We start from the raw sequence: 19,093 nt of genomic DNA on the forward strand, positions 1-19,093 counted from the left end.
AAATATAAGGGCAACCCGTGTATCCCGTGGGCTACGCTCACGGGATATGACAACCCCCGATCGCCCGGCGTGCAGCGCGCCCTGCGCGCCCGTCACCTCATGATAATCGCCCTGGGCGGGGTGATCGGCTCCGGGCTTTTTATCAGCTCCGGCTACACCATTGCCCAGGCAGGCCCCCTGGGCGCGGTGGTCGCTTACCTCCTCGGGGCCATCGTGGCCTGGATGGTCATGGCCTGCCTGGGGGAACTGGCGGTGGCCTTCCCCGACTCCGGCGGCTTTTATACCTACGCCTACCGAACCATCGGCCCCGCGACCGGCTTCGTCACCGCCTGGTTGTACTGGCTGTGCTGGGTGGCGCCCTGGCCTCGGAGTTCACCGCCAGCGCGCTGATGATGCAGCGGTGGTTTCCCGACACCGCGCCCTGGGTATGGTGCCTGCTCTTTGCCACCGGGCTCTTTGGCCTCAACTCCTACTCCGTGCGGTGGTTCGGGGAGGCGGAGACGTGGTTTTCCACCATCAAGGTGGCCACCATCGTCGCCTTCCTTCTCCTGGGCGCAGCCCTGGTCCTAGGCTGGCGCTCCCCCGCGGGACAGGCCCCGCTGCTGGGCAACTTCTCCACCCCCGAGGGGCTTTCCCCACCGGCGTCGGCGGAGTGGCCATCACCATCCTGGCCGTGTTCTACGCCTTCTCCGGCACCGAGCTCATCGCCATCACCGCCGGGGAAACCGTGGATCCCCGGCGCACCATCCCCCGCGCCCTGCGCATGACCCTGCTGCGCCTCGTGCTCTTCTTCGTCGGCGCGATCTTCCTGATCGCCGCCCTGGTTCCCCATCCCCCGCGAAATGACGAGACCGTGGAGGGCAGCTCCTTCGTCATGGTCTTCGAGCGCGCCGACATCCCCGCCGCGGCCGATCTCATGGCCGTCATCGTCATCGTGGCCCTGTTATCCGCGGGCAACTCCGGGCTCTACGCCTGCTCCCGACTGCTGTATTCGCTCTCTTGCTCTCACCACCTGCCCGCCGCCTTCGGCCGCACCACCCGGCGCGGGGTGCCGCTACTCGCCGTGACGGTGAGCCTGGCCGGCGGCCTGCTCTGCCTGCTCAGCAGCGTGATCTCCCCCGGCGTGGTCTACCTCGCCCTCGTTTCCGTGGCCGGCTTTGCCGTGGTGGCGGTGTGGATCGTCATCGTGGTGGCGCAGCTGCGCTACCGGTGCGCCTACCTCGCGAGCGGAGGGTCGGTCGCGGACATGGCCTACCACACCCCCGGCTATCCCTGGGTGCCCCTGGGCGCGCTGCTGGCCTGCGGTGCCTCCCTCGTGGCGGTGGCCTTCGATCCCCAACAACGCGCCGCGCTGCTCTTCGGCATTCCCTTCGTCCTGCTGTGCCTCATCGCGTACCGATTCCTGCCCGCAATGCCGCCAGCCGAGCGATCTCCGGCGGATCCACCCGGCAACACCCACCCAGAAGGGCCACCGGCTCGGTTATGAGGCTGGCCGGCGAGTCCCGCGGGGGAGCTCGCCAGCGGCGGGCGACGGCGTCCCATTCCTCGCCGGAATTGGGGTAGGCCAGCAGCGGGACCTCCGCGTGCTCCCGCAGGATGGACAGGGCCTGCCGGGCCTGCCCCGCCGAGCAGCAATTGATCCCCAGCGCGCACAGGCCGGGGATCTCGGCGACGGCGCGGGCGGCTTGGGCCAACGAGGAGCCATCGCGCAGGCATCCCTGCGCCACCGTGAAACTCACCGCCACCGGCAGGGCCGCCACCCCGAGCACCTGGGCCAGGGCCTGCGCCTCCGGCAGCGAGGGAATCGTCTCCGCCAGGAGGAGATCAGGTTCCGCCGCCGCCAGGGCCGCCACCCGGGGTCGATGCCAGCGGATTAACTCCGGTACCCCCAGGCCATAGGCGCCATCGTATTCGGTGCCCGCCCCCGGCCCCGCGCCGTAGGGCCCCACGGAGGCCGCCACCCACCGGGGGCTGCCGGTGGCATCCTCGCAGTCACGGGCGGCCTGGTGGGCCAGGCGCACGCTGCGCCCGAGCAGCTCCTCGGTGCGCGCCCCGCACCCCTCGAAGGTCACCTGGTAGGAGCAGGTGGTAGCGATCTGCGCGCCGGCGGCGAAGAAATCCGCGTGGGCGGCGCGCACCTCGTCGGGATCGTCGCGCAGGACGTCGGCGGACCACAGCTTCCCGGTAATATCGTGACCGCGCCGCTCAAGGTGGGTGCCCAGGCCGCCGTCGAGAAGCAGTGGCGCGCCCGGGCGGGCGGCGCGCAGGCGATCGAGAAAGGTGCTCACGGGGCAATCCTAACCGTCCGGCCCGTAGCGCTGGTAGGCCTCGAGGAAACCGCGGGCGCGCTCGGCCCGGGGCGCACGATCGGCCCAGCGGTAGAACTCCGCGCTGTGTCCTCCGGGCACGAAGGTGTGCACCAGCTCGTGGATCAGCACGGCGTCGAGCACGTAGGCGGGCACCTCGCGGAGCCGATCGCTGATCCGAATATCGCCGCTGGCCACCGTGCACGAGCCCCAGCGATAGCGCTGGTTACTCACCCACCGCACCGAATCCGCCGCAGCGCGCCCCTCCAGGTACTCGTCGTTGAGGCGGCGGGCGCGCTCGCGCAGTTGCGCATCGCTCCCACCCGCGCTCAGCTTTGCGCGCAGGGAGGCCACCACCTGGGCCACCGCACGCTGCCGCTCCTGCGGGCTCATCGCCGCGGGTACCCGCACCTGGATGCACCCACCCACCAGGCGGGCCTGCACGGACTTACGACGCCGCGGGGAGGCGATGACCTCCACCTCGGGGGTAGCGCAACGATCTTCGGGCATGACACGGCAGTCTACCTATGCTGCAATGGGTAGGGGACGGGACAGCTCGGGGGAAGGGATCTACCGCATGACCATGCTCGTGCTCGCTGCGGCCGCCACGGTGGTGGTGCGCGACGCCACCGCCGTGCAGTGCGGGGTGGATTCCCTGCGCGCCGGGATCATCGAGGTGCCGCGGCCCGGCGCGGTGGCCGCGGCACTCTCGGCGGCCCGGAATCCCATCCCCAGGGCCGAACTTGTCGCCCGCCTGGTCGCTGCGGGCATGCCCTCCCTGGCGGCCACCGCCCTGATCCGGGAGTTGGAGGCCTACCGGGTGCTGCGCCGCCCGCGGCGCACCGAGTCCCCGATCACCGTCGTGGGGCACAGCCCGTTGGCGCGCCTGAGCGCCGCCTTGCTGCGCGAGGAGGGCTGGCGGGTGCGCCGCTCGGCCTGCGCCGAGCCCGGCGACCTGCGCCAGGCCCGCGGTCCCGTGCTCGTGGTGGACTGCGCCGCCCACTACGGGCGGCTCACGCCCCTGTTGTTGCAGCACTGCCCCACCTTCCTGCCGGCGCTGCTCATCGACGGCCACGGCCTGATCGGCCCGGCCCGGATATCCGGCCGGGGTGCTTGCCCCCTGTGCCACGTGCTCTACCGCCACGAGGAGGACCCACGGTGGTTTCGCGTGCTCGCCCAGGCGCAGGCCGCCGCGGGCGCGCCGCCGGCCGCCCTGCACACCACCGCCGCGCGGTTGAGCTCCTGCGCCGCCTGGCTCGCCGGTGGGCAGGACCAGCCGCCCGGACACCCCGGCGTGGAACTCGCGCCAGGCGAGGTTCTCCGCCTCGACCCGCACGCGGCCCGGGACATGGAACACCGCGAGACGATCCCGCCGCACCCGCGCTGTCCCTGGTGCGGCGCGGGTACTGGTCAGCGGTAGCGCGCCAGCGCCGCGAGCAGCGAGTCCCCGAAGCGTTCCACCTTCACCGGCCCCACCCCGGAGATGGCGAGGAGCTCGCGCTCCGTGGCGGGCAGCGCCTCGGCGATAGCCACCAGGGTCGCGTCCGTGAACACGATGTAGGCCGGCACCTGCATCTCCTGGGCCAGCGCGCTGCGCCAGGCGCGCAGGCCCTCGAATACCGCCGCGTCCCGCTCCGCGGGGCAGTCCTCGTGGCGCCCCAGGGTTTTTTCCGTGGCCGCGTGCAGCGGACGGCCGCACACCCGGCACCGTTTGGACCTGGTGCCGCGCGGGGGCACCTCGCGGACGTCCAGCTCCGGGGTGATGCCGTCGAGGAAGCGGGTGCGCTTGCGCGAGGCGCGCCCGCCCTCCTGGCGGGCCAGCGACCACGACACGTGCAGGTGTTGGCGGGCCCGGGTGATGCCCACGTAGAACAAGCGACGCTCCTCCTCGATCTGGTGCGCCCCGGCCTTGATCGCGTGGCTGATCGGCAGCATGTTATCCGTGGCACCCACCAGGAACACCGCGTCCCATTCCAGGCCCTTGGCCGCGTGCAGGCTAGCCAGGGTCACCCCCTGCACCGTGGGAGGCTGCTTGGAATCGGCGCGCCGACGCAGCTCCCCGAGCAGCCCGCGCAGGTCGAGGTCGGGAATATCGCGGGCCAGTTCCTCGGCGAGGTCGGCCAACGCCCCCAGCAGCTGCCAGCGCTCCCTGGCCTGGGCACCGCTGGGCTCGGCGTCGGTGAGCCCCAGCGGTGCGAGGATATGGCGCACCAGGGCGCCCAGGGGCAGGTCGGGCAGGTCGGAGGAATTATCTGCGCGCACCAACTGGCCGATGGCCTGGGTGATCTCCGGGCGGTGGAAAAATCCCTCGCCGCCGCGAACCTGGTACACGATCCCGGCCTCCGAGAGCGCCTGCTCAAAGGCCGCCGATTGGGAGTTCACCCGGTAGAGCACCGCGATCTCCGCGGCTGGTACCCCCCTGTTGAGCAGGGTAAGAATATGCCCGGCCACCTCGCGGGCCTCCGTGGGTTCGTCGGCGTAGGAATGATATTCCGGCTCTGGGCCGGGGCGGCGCATGCCCTCCAGGCGCAGCCGGGTGCCCGCGAGACGCCCCGCAGCCCGATCGATCACCGCGTTGGCCAGGTCCGTGATCTGCGGGGTGGAGCGGTAGTCGCGCTGGAGTTTCACCACGGTGGCATGGGGATAACGGCGGGAGAAACGCAGGAGATTCTCCGGGCTGGCCCCGGTGAAGGAGTAAATCGTCTGGTTAGCGTCCCCCACCACCGTGATATCGTCGCGCTGCCCCAACCAGGCGTCGAGCACCCGCTGCTGGAGCGGGGTGACGTCCTGGTACTCATCCACCACGAAGCTGCGGTATTGCGCCCGGAACTCCTCGGCCACCGCCCGCGAGTTCTCCAGCGCCCCGGCGGTATGCAGCAGCAGATCGTCGAAGTCCAACAGCATCCCCTCGCCGGTGGCCTTGGACTCCTCGTAGCGGCGATACACCTCCGCCACCTTCTGCGGGGAGGTCGGTGGCGTGCGGTGCGTACCGATCACCCGCTCGGCGTATTGTTCGGCGCTCACCAAGGAGGCCTTGGCCCACTCGATCTCCCCGAGCAGGTCGCGCAGCATTTCCGTGGTCGGCTCCACCTTGGCGGCCCGGGCCGCCCGGGCCACCAGCGGGAACTTATTATCCACGAGTTTCCACGGCAGGTTCCCCGCCACCTGCGGCCAGAAATACCGCAGCTGGCGGCGCGCGGCGGCGTGAAAGGTCAGGGCCTGCACCCCGCCCACGCCCATGTGGTGCAGGCGATCGCGCATCTCGCCCGCCGCCCGCGCCGTAAACGTCACCGCGAGGACGCGTTGCGGGGAGACGAACCCGCCGTCGATGAGGTGCGCGATGCGGTACGTGATGGTGCGGGTCTTGCCCGTGCCCGCCCCGGCCAGGATGCACACCGGCCCGCGCGGGGCGGCGGCGGCCACCCGCTGATCGTCGTCGAGGTCCGCGAGGTTGAGCCGTTGCCGGTTCACTGGGCATCCACATCCTGCTGGGTAACCCGACGCACGTAGAGGAGCCGGTCGCCCGGCTCCACGGCCTCCGCCTCCGGGGAGTCGATGCGATAGAGTTCGCCCGAGCGCACCACGCCCAGGACGATGTCCGCGAGGTGGCGCGGGTGCGCACCCACCTCGTCCTCGGCCACGGGGCGCTCCGCCACCGAGAACCCCTCGTCCGGGGAGAGCAAGTCCTCCATCATCTCCACCACCGAGGGCGTCACCGTGGCCAGGCCCAGCATCCGCCCCGCCGTCTCCGAGGAGATCACCACCGAATCCGCTCCGGATTGCTCCAGGAGATGCTGGTTTTCCGATTCCCGCACGCTCGCCACGATCATGGCGCTGGGGGCTAGCTCGCGCACCGAGAGCGTGACCAGTACCGCGGTATCGTCCAGGTTGGGGGCCACCACCACGGAGCGGGCACGATTGACCCCCGCGATCTTGAGCACGTCGGCCTTGGTGGCGGAGCCGTGCACCGTGACCAGGCCCTGATGCTGCGCGTGGCTGAGCGCCGCCTTGTCCATGTCAATCACCACGATCTGGTGGGCGGGGACGCCGTCGGCAAGCAGGGCGGCCACGGCCGAACGCCCCTTGGTGCCATAGCCTACGACGATGGTGTGATTGCGCACTCGGTTCCTCCAGCGCTGTATTTGCAGGGATTTGCGGGATTCCTCGGTGAGCACCGACAGCGTGGTACCCACCAAGATGATAAGGAAGGCGATGCGCATGGGCGTGATGAGAAGGATATTGACCACGCGCGCCCCCTGGGTCACCGGGGTGATATCCCCGTAGCCCGTGGTGGACAGGGACACCGCGGAGTAATAAAGGGCGTCGATGAAGGTCAGCGATTCCGAGTAGCCGTCGCGGTCGAGGTAGACGATGATCGCCACCAGCAGCAGAAGCATCAACGCGTAGCCCACCCGGGTGCCGATGAGCACCCAGGGGCTGCTGCGAGGCTTGCCCGGAATGGAGATCACCCCGAGCAGCGCATGCACCGGCATGGCATTGAGCTGCGCCTCGGCGCGAAAGCGCTCCCGAAACCTCTTGGCCACGGCCTCTCCTCCTTCGTGCGTTCCGCGCGCGCCCGCGTTCCCGACCCCTGACACCTTAATCCCCTCACCCCACAACCAGCGCGCCGCCGCTCATCGCGGCGACCGCGCGGCCCCGGCCAGCAACCGCCCCAGTTCCTCCCGATCCGGCAGGCGCTCCGGTTCCAGTGTCCTGTTCCAGGCCACATAGTGAAACACCGCGCGCACGTCGTGCTCTCCCAGCAGCTCGGTCAGGGCCACCCGGTACACCGCCAACTGGATCTCCGCCGCGCGGCGCTCCGGCCCCAGGGGTGGGGCACCCGTCTTCCAGTCCACGATGATCCAGCCGCCGGTATCCGGGTCGCGGAAGATCGCGTCCACCCTCCCGCGCACCACGGCGGAGCCCAGCGTGACCTCGAAGGGGTGCTCCACGTAGACGGGGGTGCGATGGGCCCAGTCGCTCTCTAAGAAGGCCCGTTGGAGGCGCTCCAGATCCTCCGCGCTGACCTTCGGTTCCCCCAGGCCCGGCAGCTCGTCCTCGCCCAGGAGGGCCTGACCGCCGAAGCGTTCTTCGAGCCATTCGTGGAAGGCCGTGCCGCGCTTGGCGTAGGAATTGGGCTTGAAGGGCACGGGGCGGCGCTGACGGCGGGCGAACTGCACCGGATCCTTCTTGATATTGACCAGATCGCTGGCGGTGAGTTCGCCGGGCAGCTCCACCTGCACCACCGGGGTGCTCAGCGCCCGCTGCTCCTCGCACAGGGCCGTCACGTCGGCCTCCCACTGGCTCAACAGCTCGCCCTCGGCCAGGGCGGGCAGCTCGTTCAGGGCCGCGCGCACCCGCCGCGCCCCGGCCGCAATGTCGGCGGCCACCTCGGCCTTGGGGAAGCGCGCCTGCGCCGGGGTCGGGCTCACGGGAGGAGCGTCCGGGGACTCTTCCCCCACACCGGTCTCCCCGTACCAACGCACCACGGCCCCGGGGGCTAGGGTTCTCAGCGCCTCTAGGTGCGCGTACGGATCCGCGAGTGTGGTGCCGCCGCGCAGAGCGCTGCCGCTGACCATGAGCACCCGCTCCGTGCGGGTGAGCGCCACGTAGAACAGGCGGGTGGCCTCCTCTGCCTCCACCTCACGCACCCGCTTTTTGTATTCCTCAGCGGCCTTCTGAAATTGACTGCGGTCCTCCGCCTCCGGGAGGAACACCGGGGTACCCTCGCTAGCGCTCGTGGCCTCCTGCACCTCGCCGCGCAACGTGGGGGGAATCCTCTTGACCTGGGTGAGGAAGGTCTCCGCCTTAACGCTCCAGGTCTGGGCATCCGCGTGCGGCACCGCCACGTGCTCCCACTCCAGGCCCTTGGCCTTGTGCACGGTCATGATCTGCACGCGGTCGCTGCGCACCGTCACCGACCCCGGCTCCAGGCCGCGATCCCGGGCACGCGCGAGGTCGCAGTAGTCCAAGAAGCTCCCCAGCGTGGCCCCCGGCGCGGCGGCGAAGCTCGCGGCCTCCTCCAGCAGCCGATCCAGGTGCACCGTACCCGCGGCCCCCTCGGCGAAGGGATCCTGGCGCGCCAGCACCTCGGTGCGCACCCCCAGCTCCCATTCGATGTCGCTGAGGATCTCCACCAGGGGCTTGCCCAGGCTGCGGGTGCGCAGGGCGCGCAGCTTCCCGGCGAAGGCCTCGACGCGACGCCGCCCCTCCTCGCTCAGGCCGGCCCCCTCCCCGAGGTCGGCCACCGCATCGCCCAGGCCCGCGATCTGCTCTTGATCCACCGGCAGGGCATCGGCCACCACGCGGCGCAGTTTCTCCTCGGCGTCGCTTGGCTCCTGCGATTCCGCGTGATCGGTGCGTGCCCGCCCCGCGAGGTTGCGCGCCCGGTAAGACAGCGCCCGCACGTCCGCCCAACCCAGGCCCACGGCGGGGCCGGCGAGCAGGCGCATCGCGGCCCTATCCTCCGCCGGGCGGATGAGCAGGCGCGCCGCGGCGAGGACGTCGGCCACCTCGGGGACATCGACCAACCCGCCCAAGCCCACGATCTCGCAGGGAACCCCCCGCTCGGCCAGTTGCGCAGCGAACGGGGCACTGTGCTTATTGGCGCGCACGAGGATCGCGGCGGTAAAAGGGCGCTGCTCTCGCCGCGCCTTCTCGTAGTAGCCCGCCATCTGATCGGCCACCCAGGCGCGTTCCTCCTCAATGGTGGCCCACCAGGACAGCGCCACCGATCCCTCCTCCTGTCCGAAGGCGCTCAAGGGGGCCACCGTGCGCCGGGGGTCCTCCGAGGAACCCAACACCGTGGTGGAAACGGCATTGGCCAGGGACAACACGCCCGAGGGATTGCGGAAGCTCACCGTGAGTTCCTTCTTGGGCGCGGGGGTATCCCCCTGCGGGAAATCCTCGCGGAAGGCCTCAAGGTTGGCCGCCGTGGCCCCGCGCCACCCGTAGATGGCCTGCATGGGATCGCCCACCGCATTGACGGTGAGCTCCGGATCCTGCCCCTTGCCGTAGAGCTCGCGCAGCAGCACGCGCTGAGAGTGGCTGGTGTCCTGGTACTCGTCGAGCATGACCACCCGGTGCCTGCGCCGCTGGGCGGCCCCCACCGCCGCGTGGGTGGCGGCCAGGCGCGCGGCCACGGACATGTGATCGGCAAAGGTCGCCACCGCCCGGCGCGCGAGCTCCTCGCGCAGCTGGGCCACCAGCGGCAGGTACTCCAGGCGATGTTCCTGGGTATTAAGCCACTTCCTCATCTCCTTGTTGAGTTCCTTGCCTTGCCTCTTGGCCGGTGGAAGGTCCTGTATGAGGCTCACCAGGGGGTGTGTTTCCTCCTCGATCTGCGAGGCGGAGACCTGGTGGTTGAGCATGTCGTTGTGCAGGGCAAGGAGGTTGTCCACCACCGTATGAGGGGCGTCATCCACGCCAAGGCGGCCCTGATAGTCCGCCACGATCTGCGTGGCGATGGTATAGACCTCCGTCTCCGTGATGCACCGGGCGTGCGGCTCCACGGGAGCCAGCAGGCCGTACTCCTGCACCAGGCGCCCGGCGTAGGCATCGTAGGTGAGCACCGTGGGCTGGGCGTTGCCCAAACGACGGGCCAGCTCACCGCTCGGATCGACCTCGCGCAGCGCGGGAGTAGACGCAAGATAGCGCAGGCGATCCCTGATCCGCTGGCGCAGCTGCTGAGCGGCCTTGCGGGTAAAAGTCAGGCCCAGAATCTCGTCCGGCTGCGCGATCCCATTGACCACCAGCCACACGGCGCGCGAGGCCATCGTCTCCGTCTTGCCCGCCCCGGCCCCGGCCACCACCAGCATGGGGCCGGGCGGGGCGGCGATCACCTCCGCCTGCTGGGGGGTGGGGCCGGGCTTGCCCAGCAGGGCGGCAAGCTTCTTGGGGCTGATCTGGGTTGCGCTATGAGCGTTCAATGGTGGACTTCCCTTCCGGTTGCACCGGGCACACGGTCTTGAGCACGCAGGTACGGCAGCCGTCATTGACCCGCGCGAGCAGGCTCGGGCCTCGCAGCTCGGCGGCGAGGGTGGGCAGCAGGGCGGCCAGCTCCTCCTGTTCCTCCGGGCTCAGGGCGGCCTGCGCCAGGACGGGGATCTTTTTCCTATCGCTGGCGGGATACACCAGCATCGCGCCGCCCAGGCGCGGGTGCTCCTTGCCCGCTACCACGGTATCCCCGCGGATCTCCCCCCGGGCCAGCGCCAGCTGGTAAGCCCGCAGCTGCATGTTCTCCTGGACCGCGCCACTCCGAGCGCCGGTCTTAAAGTCCACGACGTAGTGATCCCCGGCGTCATCCCTATCCAGGCGATCCAGGCGCCCGGCGATGGTCACCTCCTCGCCGATGGGTACCGTGATCTTCATCTCCACGCCCACGGCCGGGCCCCGGGCCCCGATCCAATCCCGGGTGCGATCGAGCACGCGCGCCCACTCGGCGGCGTCTTGTTCCCGCCGCCACCGGGGCACCTCGTGATGCTCCCGCCACGCCCGGGTCACGATGTCCCTGGCCGTCTCCTCCGCCACCCCGCGCTCAAGAGCCTCGGCGTAGGCGTGCACGAGGGTTCCCTTGAGCATCTGCGAGCTTTCCTCGCTGCTCAGGAACTTCTCCGCCACCGCCCGCAGGGGGCACCGGTGAAGCTTCTCGATGTTCGAGGGAGACACGCTCACATGCGACTGCGCCACCAGCGGCTCCCGCGTGGAGGGACCACGCGCACCCCACCATTGATCGGGGTGCGCCCCCGGTACCCCGGCGCGGGCCAGGCGGGCAAGCTGTCGGGCCGCCTGGATTCGCGTGGCCTCGGCGGTGTCCGCCGCGCAGAGCACCCGGCGCAGTTCCGCCACCGCCGCCGGGGCCGAGAGCACCGCAAAGCGCGGGCGATCCGTTTGCCTCTCCGCCCCGGCTGCCACGGATTCCGCCGCCTGCCCGTCTGGGCCGGGGTTTTCCGTTTCCACCCCCAGTTCCTGCTCCCACTGTTCGAGAAAGCGCGAGGGTTCGCGCACCTCGTCGGCCTCCTCCGCCACGGCGGTGACCAGGAGGCGGCCGGTGGCACGGGTGGTGGCCACGTGAAAGAGGCGGCGCTCCTCGGCGATCTTTTCCTGCGTCCGGCCGATGATGAGGTCGGGGTCGATCCCGGAATCCACCAGGTCGATGAACTCCTCTTGCTCGAAGAGGGTGCCGGTCTCGCCCAGCGCGGGCCAGGCGTCGTCTTGAACGCCGGCCACCACCACCGTGTGCCACTGGCGGCCCGCCGCGCCGTGCGCGGTGAGCACCGTGACCGCCTCGGGCGGGGCCGAGCGGCGATCACGCACCCCGGTGGGCAGTTCCTGTTCCTCGATGTGGCGGATAAAGGAGTCCACGCTGGCGTGGGGTCGGCGCTCGACGTAATCGCCGGCGGCGTCGAAAAGGGCCATCATGGCGTCCAGGTCCCGATCCGCCTGGGAGCCGGCGGCCCCGCCGCGCAGGGCCGCCACGGAGAGGCGTTCGGCCAGCCCCGTGGCGTCCCACAGCTCCCACAGCACCTCCTCCACCGAGCCGCCCGCCGCCTTGGCCCGATTCCCGGCGTCTAACACCGCGCGCATGCGGGTGAGGATGTCCCACTCGCGCTGGGTGAGGATCTCGCGCAGTCGCGCCTCCTGTTCTTCGTCCGGGACGCGCGCGGGGTCGAGCAGGCGGCCTAGCGTGACCATCGCCCGCGTACTCATGTCGCTGCGGCGCAGGCCCCGCAGCAGACGGCGCAGCGTGACCGGGTCGGCCCCGCCCACCGGTCCCAGCAGCAGGGCCTCCCACTCGTGCGCACGCAGTTGCTCGCTCAGCGCCCGAACGCCCAGGACGATTCCGGCCACCAGGGGCTGCTGAGCGAGCACCGTATCCGTGGCCTCGATGTGCACGGGCACCCCCGTGCTCAGCAGCACCCGCCGCACCGGGTCGATCATCCCCGCGGAGCGCACGATCACGGCGATCTGGCTCCACGCCACCCCGTCGAGCAGGTGGGCGCGGCGGATGACGTCCGTGTACCGGGCCTGCTCCGCCAGCGCCGAATCCGCGATGTACGCGCCGGCCCGGGGGGTGCGGCGAGAACGCGCCAGCGCCACCTCGCGTTCCGCGGGAAAGCCGCGCAGGAAGTCCGGGGAGGCACCCCGGAAGTGGAAGATGGACTGCTCGGGGTCGCCGCCTACCACCGCCAGCGTGGCGCGCCGCGCGATCATCTCCACCAGCTCCCCGGAAAGGGGGTCGAGGTGCTGGGCGTCGTCCACCAGCACCGTGTGCCATAGGCCGTCGAGCACCGAGGGATCCCGGCGCAGCGCGCCCAGCGCCACGTGCACCAGCTCCGAGGCGCTGTAGGAGTGCGCGCCGCTGAGCGCCATGGTGCGCTCGTACTCGCGCAGGAATCCGCCCGCCGCAGCCCAGGCGGGGCGCCCGTGGGCCCGGCCCAGTTCCTCTAGCCTCTCCGCGCCCACCCCGCGCTCGGCGGCCCGCAGCAGGAAGTCGCGCAATTGCCGCGCGAAACCCACCATCTCCAGCGCCGGAACGTGCTCGGGAGGCCAGGGGCCGCGCCCCTCTTCCGCGTGACCCGCCAGAAGTTCCCGGATCACGGCGTCCTGCTCCGCTCCCGTGATGAGCCGGATCTTTTCCTTGCTCACCCGGCGCAGCAGCGCGAAGGCCAGGGAATGCAGGGATCGCGCCACGGGTTCCTCGGTGGCGTAGCGTTGTCCGGAGGCCAGTAGGCGATCGTGGATCTCCCGGCGTAGCCGGGCCGCAGAATCCTTGGCCGCGGTGATGAGTAGGACTCCCGAGGAGCCCTGTTCGCGCTCGATGGCCGCCACGGCGGTATCCACCAGAAGGGAGCTCACCCCCGAACCGGCGGGCCCGGTGATCCGCCATCGCCCCCGCTGCGGCAGGCCCGTGGCAAGCTCATCCCAGCGTCGCTGCGTCGAGGCGGTGTTCCTCCGGGTCAGTACCACCTCGGGGGTGGGAGCGGGTTCGTGTGTATGCACCATGCTCACAGTGTGGCAGACAGCCGAGTCAGCACCAGGCGCGCCACCCCCTCCAGATTCGAAACTATGTTCGACTTTACCCCTTCCATCTGGGCGTCCACGTAGGCCCGGTACAGCACTGCGCGCACCGCCAGCTGGTCGAGATCGGGAACGTGGCTAAACCTCTCGAAGACCTCCGCATCGGTCGCCCCGATGAGCAGGGCGTCCACCATCGTCTGCGCAGCTGTGTAGCCGTGCGGTCGCACCACGCCCACCAGGTCAGTGAGCGCCGGGCCCCCGCCCTCCGCGTACACGGTGGTGCCCAGCATGTCCGCGTGCCCGATCCCCACCGGGGAGGAAACCTCCTCGCGCGCGGCGCGCAGCGCCTGGATAACCTCCCGCAGGCGCGCGTCCTTCAGCCCCATGTCCACCGCCCCCACGTCCGGGGACCAGGCGCAGCGATCCGCCACGGAGAAAATATCGTCGCCGCTGGTATCGGGCTGTTCCTCCACCGAAACCAGGGCCGCCTCCAGGCGCAGCGCCGCCACCACGGTCTCGTCCACGCGCTGCACCAGGTGACCCGGCACGAAGGTGGAGGCGCGCCATCCCCCCGCCACGAAGCGGCCGTCGGTGGAACGCACCGGGCGAGCCACCGTCAGCCCGGGAACGCTCAGGCGGTCGCGCACCCGGGCCGACCACGCCACGTGCGGCCCCACGGCGCGCGAAAGAACCACGTCGCCGATACGCCAACCGTGATCCCAGGCGCTGCCCAGGGGCACCGGCTCGCCGTCTGCGGCATGAAAAACGGCGGCCACCTGCTCGGGGAGGCGCTCCGGGCGCGGCGCGAGCGGAGCGGACTGTGCTGTTTTGACAACCTTGTTCACGATGTCACCTTGGGGTAGGGCCACGGATTGTACTTGCACGTGGCGTTATCGTCCGAGTACACCTCGTCTGGGTCGAAGCCAGCGAGTTGGGAGTTGTTCAGGCTCAGCGTCTGCTGCATCATCACCGGGGCCAACTCGCCGTTGCCCCCGCAGGGCTCGTGCATGGCAAAGCCCAGGCCGTGGCCCACCTCGTGATTGATGAGGTATTGGCGGTAGCTACCCACATCCCCCTGGAACGGGGTCGCGCCGCGCACCCAGCGCGACTCGTTGATCACCACGCGATTGCCATCGGAATAAAAGCAGCTGGTCTCCATAGCCAAATCCGTGCCGCACAACTCATGCGTGGTGCCCACGGAGGTCAGTTGGATGCGCATCGTGGGCTGATCGGAGGCGGCCACGTGCTCAAAGCGATAGGCCGGGTCGTGCGTCCAACCCTTGGGGTTGGACAGGGTGGCGTCAATCATGGCGGCCAGGGCATCGTCGCCGCCCAGGCCGGCGGTATCCACCCCGCCCTCTACCTCGATGACGTAGCGCACCACCTTGTCCCGCCCCTCGCCGGCGGCCATGCCGGGGGTGCCGATCACCCGATACCTGCCGTTTCCTCGCTCCGTGTAGGGCCCGCCGGCCGGCAGCGCGTCCGTGGCGGCGCGTAATTCCCCCTCGTCGGAGGGCAGCGGTCCGCGCTTACCCTCGGCAGAATGGGCGCCGCTGGTCGCGGCCTGTCCCGTCGGGCCGGTGTCCTCAGTAGGTGCCGCGACCATATCCCACAACACCCACACCGTGATGACCACCAACACGGGGATGGCATAGGCGCGCCAGCCATAATCGCGGGCGAAGCGCACCAGCGCGCTCTCCGAGGCGCCCATTTAGGCCCCGATAAAGCCCACGGCGCGCGGCGCGGAGGCCCCCATGTCTACGTAGGCGATCGCGGCGGTGCGCACCAGATACGTGCGGCCCTTGGTGTCCTGCAGTTCCAGCACGCCCTCGCCGCCGCCGAGGCTCTGCGCGATCCTCGCCTTGAGTTCCGCGTTATCCTCCTCGGCCACGTGCACCACCAGTTCCCGCGGGGAATCCTGAAAACCGATCTTGATGTCCATAGCGCCTGCCTTATATTCCTCGTTCGCGTGCCTGCGTCGTTGATGCCGTGACGGTTCGCGCCGGGCGGCCCGGCGGTCATGGAACCATCATAGTCAGGTGTCGATAGTATCTAAGGTGTGTCTGCAGGAAATAACAGCCCGACCTTCGCGGAACTCGGCGTCGCCGTGGAAATCACGGACGCCCTGAAGCGCAGGGGCATCGAGCGCACCTTCGCCATCCAGGAATACACCCTGCCGCGGGCGCTCGACGGCCGCGACATTATCGGCCAGGCCCACACCGGCATGGGAAAAACATACGGATACGGCATCCCCCTGCTCGACCGCGTTTTCGACGCCGCGGACATCCCCGAGCTCGACGGCTCCCCCCGCGCCCTGGTCGTCGCCCCCACCAGGGAGCTCGCCGACCAGGTGGGCGAGGACCTGCGCCAGGCTGCCGCAAACCTGCCGCTCTCCGTGACCACCATCGTGGGCGGGCGCGGCTACGAGGAGCAGATCGCGGCCCTGCGCGCGGGCTCGGACGTGGTGGTGGGCACCCCCGGACGCCTGCTGGATCTCCATTCCTCCGGCTCCCTCGACCTCGGCCAGGTGGCCATCCTGGTGCTCGATGAGGCCGATGAGATGCTCGATCTGGGGTTCTTGCCCGCCGTGGAAAAGATCATGGCCGCGCTCACCCACCCCCACCAGACCATGCTCTTTTCTGCCACCATGCCCGGCGCGATCCTGGCGCTCGCGCGCGGCTTCATGGATCACCCCTTGCATATCCGCGCGGAGATGGGCGAGACCAAGCCCACCCACGATCGGATCCGCCAAGTGGTATTCCAGGCGCACCGCATGGACAAGCTCGCCGTGGTAGCCAGGATTCTCCAGGCCCCAGGCCGGGGGCGCACCATCATTTTTAGCCGCACCAAGCGCGCCGCCGCCGGCCTGGCCGAGGATCTCGCCCAGGCCGGATTCACCGTGGCCGCGGTGCACGGGGATCTTCCGCAGCAGCTGCGGGAGGAATCGCTCCAGGCCTTCCGGGACCGGCGCGTGGAGATCCTCGTGGCCACGGACGTGGCGGCGCGCGGCATCGACGTCGATGACGTCACCCACGTCCTCAACTACCAGGTCCCCGACGACCCCATGACCTACATCCACCGGATCGGCCGCACGGGGCGTGCCGGGCACAGCGGCGTCGCCGTGACCCTGGTGGGCTACGACGAGGCGGCCAAGTGGCGCGTCATCGACGAGGAACACGCGCTGGGCTTCCCCGATCCACCCGCATGGTTTTCTACCTCACCGGAGCTGAGCGAGGCCTTCGATCTTCCCCCGGACGCCGGCGACTCCGTCGGCCCACCGCGCCGCGTCTTCGGCGGGCCGACGGCCTCCCGGAGCGGGATGCGCCGTGGGACCGCCTCCCGGAGGCCTCACCGGGTGGCGCGGGGCATGCAAGGGGGGCGCGGGAGACGGTGAGCCCTTCCCCCCTGCGCCGCACCCGGCGCGACCTCGTGGCCACGGCAGCCCTGGGCATCCTCGGCGCGGCGGCGGTGGCCGGGGTGGCGCTGACCGCCCCGATCCGCGACGCGCATCCGCAGCCCTACGCGGGGGAATACTCCGTGCCCACCTCGCTGGCGGCGGCCCCCGCCGCGCTGACCGAGGCGTGGTCGGCCCCCGATGTGCCCACGCCGGGGGTGAATCGGCCGCTTTATGCCTACGGGCTGGTCTTTAGCCGCGACGCGCACGCGGTCTATGCCCGGGATCAGCGCGGCGAGGCGCTGTGGACCTACGAGCGTCAGGACGCCGAGATCTGTTCCCTGGGCGCGGCCTGGGGTTCGGTGGTGGTGACCTATCGCACCGGTGTGGGCTGCGGCGACGTGGTGGCCTTGGACGCCAAGACCGGTGCATACAAGCACACCCGCTCCGCGCTCAGCAGCGCGGAGACCGCCGCCGTGGCCTCCAACGACCGAATCGGCACCGTCAGCCCGCAGCGAGTAGAGCTGTGGCGCTCGGATCTTGTCCGCACCGTGGAGTACGGCGACGTGGAGGCCAAGCAGGAACCCGAGCTGCAGCCCCACGAGGACTGCACGATCACCTCGGCGCTGACCCGCAAGGACGTGCTGGCCGTGACCGAGACCTGCCCCGACGACGAGGGCACGTGGCTACGCATGCTGGAGGCCACCCCGGAATCCTCCCGCGAACCGACGATCACCGGGGAGGCGCTGCTGCCCGAGCGCCACGCTCGCCTGGTGGCGGTGGGCGAGACGGCCGCGGCGGTGTACATCCCCGGGCGGCGGCCGCGCCTTGCTTCCTTTGACACCGCGGGCACGGAGCTGGTCTCCCGCGAGGTGGAGCCCGCCCCCCTGGCCGAGGAAGCCGGGGATATCTTTTCCCCCCGCACCGCGGACCTCCCCTCACGCATGAGCTGGTTCGACGGCCGACGTCTCTATCTCTTTCACCCCAACGATCTCTCCGTGGCTCAGATCATCGAGGATGCGGTGGGCACCGGGGCTGCGGCGGCGGATCGCCTGCTCTATCCCACCGAGGACGGGATCGCGGTGGCCACCGCCGAGGGCGATCGCGTGGAGCGCACCCTGGGGCTGTCGCGCCCGGGCCACCCCGGGATCATCTCCCTAGCGGTGGCGGGCGAGACCGTGGTGGAACGCCGCGACGATCAGCTCGTGGGGCTGCGCCCCACGTCCTAGCCCCCGTAGACCTGGCTGGCCCAGGCCACGGCCCGGGGGCTCAGCATCATGGCCAGCACCGCCACCGCGGACATCCCCGTGGCCAGGCCCAGGACCCAGGCTCCCGCCCCGCACATGGTGCAGGAGATCGGCAGCAGGATGAGGCTGAGCATGATGACCGGGCCGCGCCCCCACCTCCCCCGGGCACGCAGCACCGCCACCGCCCCGGCAAACACGGTGCCGAAGATGAGAAGGAAAAAGATCGCGGTGCCCAGGCCCACCCAGGAGGCGTTCGCGCTCTGGCTGACGATGGATTCCTCGCGTGCACCACCAATCTGACGCACGACGAGAAAGAGGGCATATCCGATTCCCACGAGGGATTGCGCGAGGGCGACGAAGGCGGCCCAGCGGACGGGGGCAGGGGGTGTCATGCTCACGGCAGCAATTCTATCGCGGCGGTTCCCACCGACGCGCAAGGCGGGAACCGAGGCCGCCGATTTGACTCATCGAGGCCCTTCTCTTCCACTCCCATCGCCGCAGCATAACGGCAAGAATAAGGATAGGCTCACTAAAATTACCCCTCCCCTCCGCGCCGAGGCCCGGAAAAATATCCACAAAAATATGTGATTTACACTACTTTTTTGCCGAACCCCTAGCCAAGGTTGTTGATGCATGCCATGATCTCCTGGTAGCCACAACGACCCAGTTCGTTCCTGGAGCGTCCATCCGCAGGCACCGGCGCGGATGGACGCAGCGCACGAGCCGCCCCTCGGCCCGGCGGCGGCGCTACACCCCTTTTCCCGAACCCTGCAGTGGGGTTCCTCCGGTGCGCCCTGACGGCCCCACCCCGGCCCGCAAGGCACAACGAACGACCGACGTAGTTATAAGGAGAACCACCATGGATTGGCGCCACGAAGCCGTTTGCCGCGATGAGGACCCCGAGCTCTTCTTCCCCGTGGGTAACTCCGGCCCGGCCCTGGCCCAGATCGCCAAGGCCAAGCTCGTCTGCAACCGATGCCCGGTCACCTCGCAGTGCCTGCGCTGGGCCCTGGAAACCGGCCAGGACGCCGGCGTATGGGGCGGACTCTCCGAGGATGAGCGCCGCGCGCTCAAGCGCCGTAACAACCGCGGCCGCCGCGTGCGCATGACCGTCTAGGCCCGCGGAA

The 19,093-nt window shown here is 70.1% G+C and carries 17 protein-coding genes; 7 read left to right on the forward strand and 10 right to left on the reverse strand.

From position 1 onward, the window contains the following. The first annotated feature begins 69 nt into the window (after window positions 1-69). The 3 genes from H7347_RS10570 to H7347_RS10580 are packed head-to-tail and all read left to right on the forward strand — an operon-like array spanning window position 70 to window position 1,486. The gene (locus H7347_RS10570; protein ID WP_222129909.1) at window positions 70-390 is read left to right on the forward strand and encodes an amino acid permease; all 321 of its coding nucleotides are present in this window, start codon (window positions 70-72) and stop codon (window positions 388-390) included. Then, on the forward strand, window positions 345-767 hold the full coding sequence (locus H7347_RS10575; RefSeq protein ID WP_222129910.1) for a hypothetical protein: 423 nt from the start codon (window positions 345-347) through the stop codon (window positions 765-767). The genes H7347_RS10570 and H7347_RS10575 overlap by 46 nt, the downstream gene beginning before the upstream one ends. Beyond that, window positions 653-1,486, forward strand: a complete 834-nt coding sequence (locus H7347_RS10580) for an amino acid permease (protein ID WP_222129911.1) — start codon at window positions 653-655, stop codon at window positions 1,484-1,486. Before H7347_RS10575 ends, H7347_RS10580 begins: the two co-directional genes overlap by 115 nt. On the opposite strand, the gene mmuM is transcribed toward H7347_RS10580, so the two are convergent. Further along, a complete protein-coding gene (mmuM, locus tag H7347_RS04695; RefSeq protein WP_370513915.1) occupies window positions 1,386-2,288 on the reverse strand; it encodes a homocysteine S-methyltransferase in 903 nt (300 codons plus the stop codon). The genes H7347_RS10580 and mmuM overlap by 101 nt on opposite strands. Window positions 2,289-2,297: 9 nt before the next feature. After that, entirely contained in the window at window positions 2,298-2,816 is a 519-nt protein-coding gene (locus H7347_RS04700) for a M48 family metallopeptidase (RefSeq protein WP_152821820.1), read from the reverse strand. Between the two features lie 67 nt (window positions 2,817-2,883). Between H7347_RS04700 and H7347_RS04705 the strand changes: the two genes are divergently transcribed. Continuing rightward, window positions 2,884-3,726 (forward strand): hypothetical protein, encoded by an 843-nt coding sequence (locus H7347_RS04705; protein ID WP_152821822.1) that lies wholly within the window; start codon window positions 2,884-2,886, stop codon window positions 3,724-3,726. Here the strand turns inward: H7347_RS04705 and H7347_RS04710 are convergent. The 7 genes from H7347_RS04710 to H7347_RS04740 form a co-directional block, all read right to left on the reverse strand. Continuing rightward, a complete protein-coding gene (locus H7347_RS04710; protein WP_186337253.1) occupies window positions 3,717-5,777 on the reverse strand; it encodes an ATP-dependent DNA helicase UvrD2 in 2,061 nt (686 codons plus the stop codon). The genes H7347_RS04705 and H7347_RS04710 overlap by 10 nt on opposite strands. Beyond that, on the reverse strand, window positions 5,774-6,799 hold the full coding sequence (locus H7347_RS04715; RefSeq protein WP_152822138.1) for a TrkA family potassium uptake protein: 1,026 nt from the start codon (window positions 6,797-6,799) through the stop codon (window positions 5,774-5,776). Before H7347_RS04715 ends, H7347_RS04710 begins: the two co-directional genes overlap by 4 nt. A 141-nt stretch (window positions 6,800-6,940) precedes the next feature. Next, entirely contained in the window at window positions 6,941-10,234 is a 3,294-nt protein-coding gene (locus H7347_RS04720) for an ATP-dependent helicase (RefSeq protein ID WP_152821824.1), read from the reverse strand. Next, window positions 10,221-13,310: an ATP-dependent DNA helicase gene (locus H7347_RS04725; RefSeq protein WP_152821826.1), complete on the reverse strand. Its 3,090-nt coding sequence runs from the start codon at window positions 13,308-13,310 to the stop codon at window positions 10,221-10,223. The genes H7347_RS04720 and H7347_RS04725 overlap by 14 nt, the downstream gene beginning before the upstream one ends. A 2-nt stretch (window positions 13,311-13,312) precedes the next feature. Next, window positions 13,313-14,170, reverse strand: coding sequence for a TIGR02569 family protein (locus H7347_RS04730; RefSeq protein WP_152821828.1), 858 nt, complete (start codon window positions 14,168-14,170; stop codon window positions 13,313-13,315). After that, complete coding sequence (locus H7347_RS04735; protein WP_152821830.1) at window positions 14,167-15,036, reverse strand: DUF3152 domain-containing protein; 870 nt, start codon at window positions 15,034-15,036, stop codon at window positions 14,167-14,169. The genes H7347_RS04730 and H7347_RS04735 overlap by 4 nt, the downstream gene beginning before the upstream one ends. After that, window positions 15,037-15,267 (reverse strand): DUF3107 domain-containing protein, encoded by a 231-nt coding sequence (locus tag H7347_RS04740; protein WP_152821832.1) that lies wholly within the window; start codon window positions 15,265-15,267, stop codon window positions 15,037-15,039. 117 nt (window positions 15,268-15,384) lie between these two features. On the opposite strand from H7347_RS04740, the gene H7347_RS04745 reads away from it, so the two are divergent. Together H7347_RS04745 and H7347_RS04750 are read left to right on the forward strand one after the other, a co-directional pair. Beyond that, window positions 15,385-16,719, forward strand: a complete 1,335-nt coding sequence (locus H7347_RS04745) for a DEAD/DEAH box helicase (RefSeq protein ID WP_186337255.1) — start codon at window positions 15,385-15,387, stop codon at window positions 16,717-16,719. Further along, window positions 16,716-17,948: a hypothetical protein gene (locus H7347_RS04750; protein WP_186337256.1), complete on the forward strand. Its 1,233-nt coding sequence runs from the start codon at window positions 16,716-16,718 to the stop codon at window positions 17,946-17,948. Before H7347_RS04745 ends, H7347_RS04750 begins: the two co-directional genes overlap by 4 nt. Here the strand turns inward: H7347_RS04750 and H7347_RS04755 are convergent. After that, window positions 17,945-18,358 (reverse strand): hypothetical protein, encoded by a 414-nt coding sequence (locus H7347_RS04755; RefSeq protein ID WP_152822142.1) that lies wholly within the window; start codon window positions 18,356-18,358, stop codon window positions 17,945-17,947. The genes H7347_RS04750 and H7347_RS04755 overlap by 4 nt on opposite strands. 467 nt (window positions 18,359-18,825) lie before the next feature. Between H7347_RS04755 and H7347_RS04760 the strand changes: the two genes are divergently transcribed. Beyond that, a complete protein-coding gene (locus H7347_RS04760) occupies window positions 18,826-19,083 on the forward strand; it encodes a WhiB family transcriptional regulator (protein ID WP_152821834.1) in 258 nt (85 codons plus the stop codon). Window positions 19,084-19,093: the final 10 nt, after the last annotated feature.

Origin of the sequence: Corynebacterium sp. zg-331 (assembly GCF_014267345.1) — a bacterium.
Classification (GTDB): domain Bacteria; phylum Actinomycetota; class Actinomycetes; order Mycobacteriales; family Mycobacteriaceae; genus Corynebacterium.

Bases quoted from the DNA above. Each gene is read 5' to 3' on its own strand.
- H7347_RS04740 (WP_152821832.1), bottom strand. From the start codon at position 15,267: ATGGACATCAAGATCGGTTTTCAGGATTCCCCGCGGGAACTGGTGGTG.
- H7347_RS04715 (WP_152822138.1), bottom strand. From the start codon at position 6,799: ATGCCGGTGCATGCGCTGCTCGGGGTGATCTCCATTCCGGGCAAGCCT.
- H7347_RS04755 (WP_152822142.1), bottom strand. From the start codon at position 18,358: ATGACACCCCCTGCCCCCGTCCGCTGGGCCGCCTTCGTCGCCCTCGCG.
- H7347_RS04725 (WP_152821826.1), bottom strand. From the start codon at position 13,310: ATGGTGCATACACACGAACCCGCTCCCACCCCCGAGGTGGTACTGACC.
- H7347_RS04705 (WP_152821822.1), top strand. From the start codon at position 2,884: ATGACCATGCTCGTGCTCGCTGCGGCCGCCACGGTGGTGGTGCGCGAC.
- H7347_RS04735 (WP_152821830.1), bottom strand. From the start codon at position 15,036: ATGGGCGCCTCGGAGAGCGCGCTGGTGCGCTTCGCCCGCGATTATGGC.
- H7347_RS04760 (WP_152821834.1), top strand. From the start codon at position 18,826: ATGGATTGGCGCCACGAAGCCGTTTGCCGCGATGAGGACCCCGAGCTC.
- H7347_RS04700 (WP_152821820.1), bottom strand. From the start codon at position 2,816: ATGCCCGAAGATCGTTGCGCTACCCCCGAGGTGGAGGTCATCGCCTCC.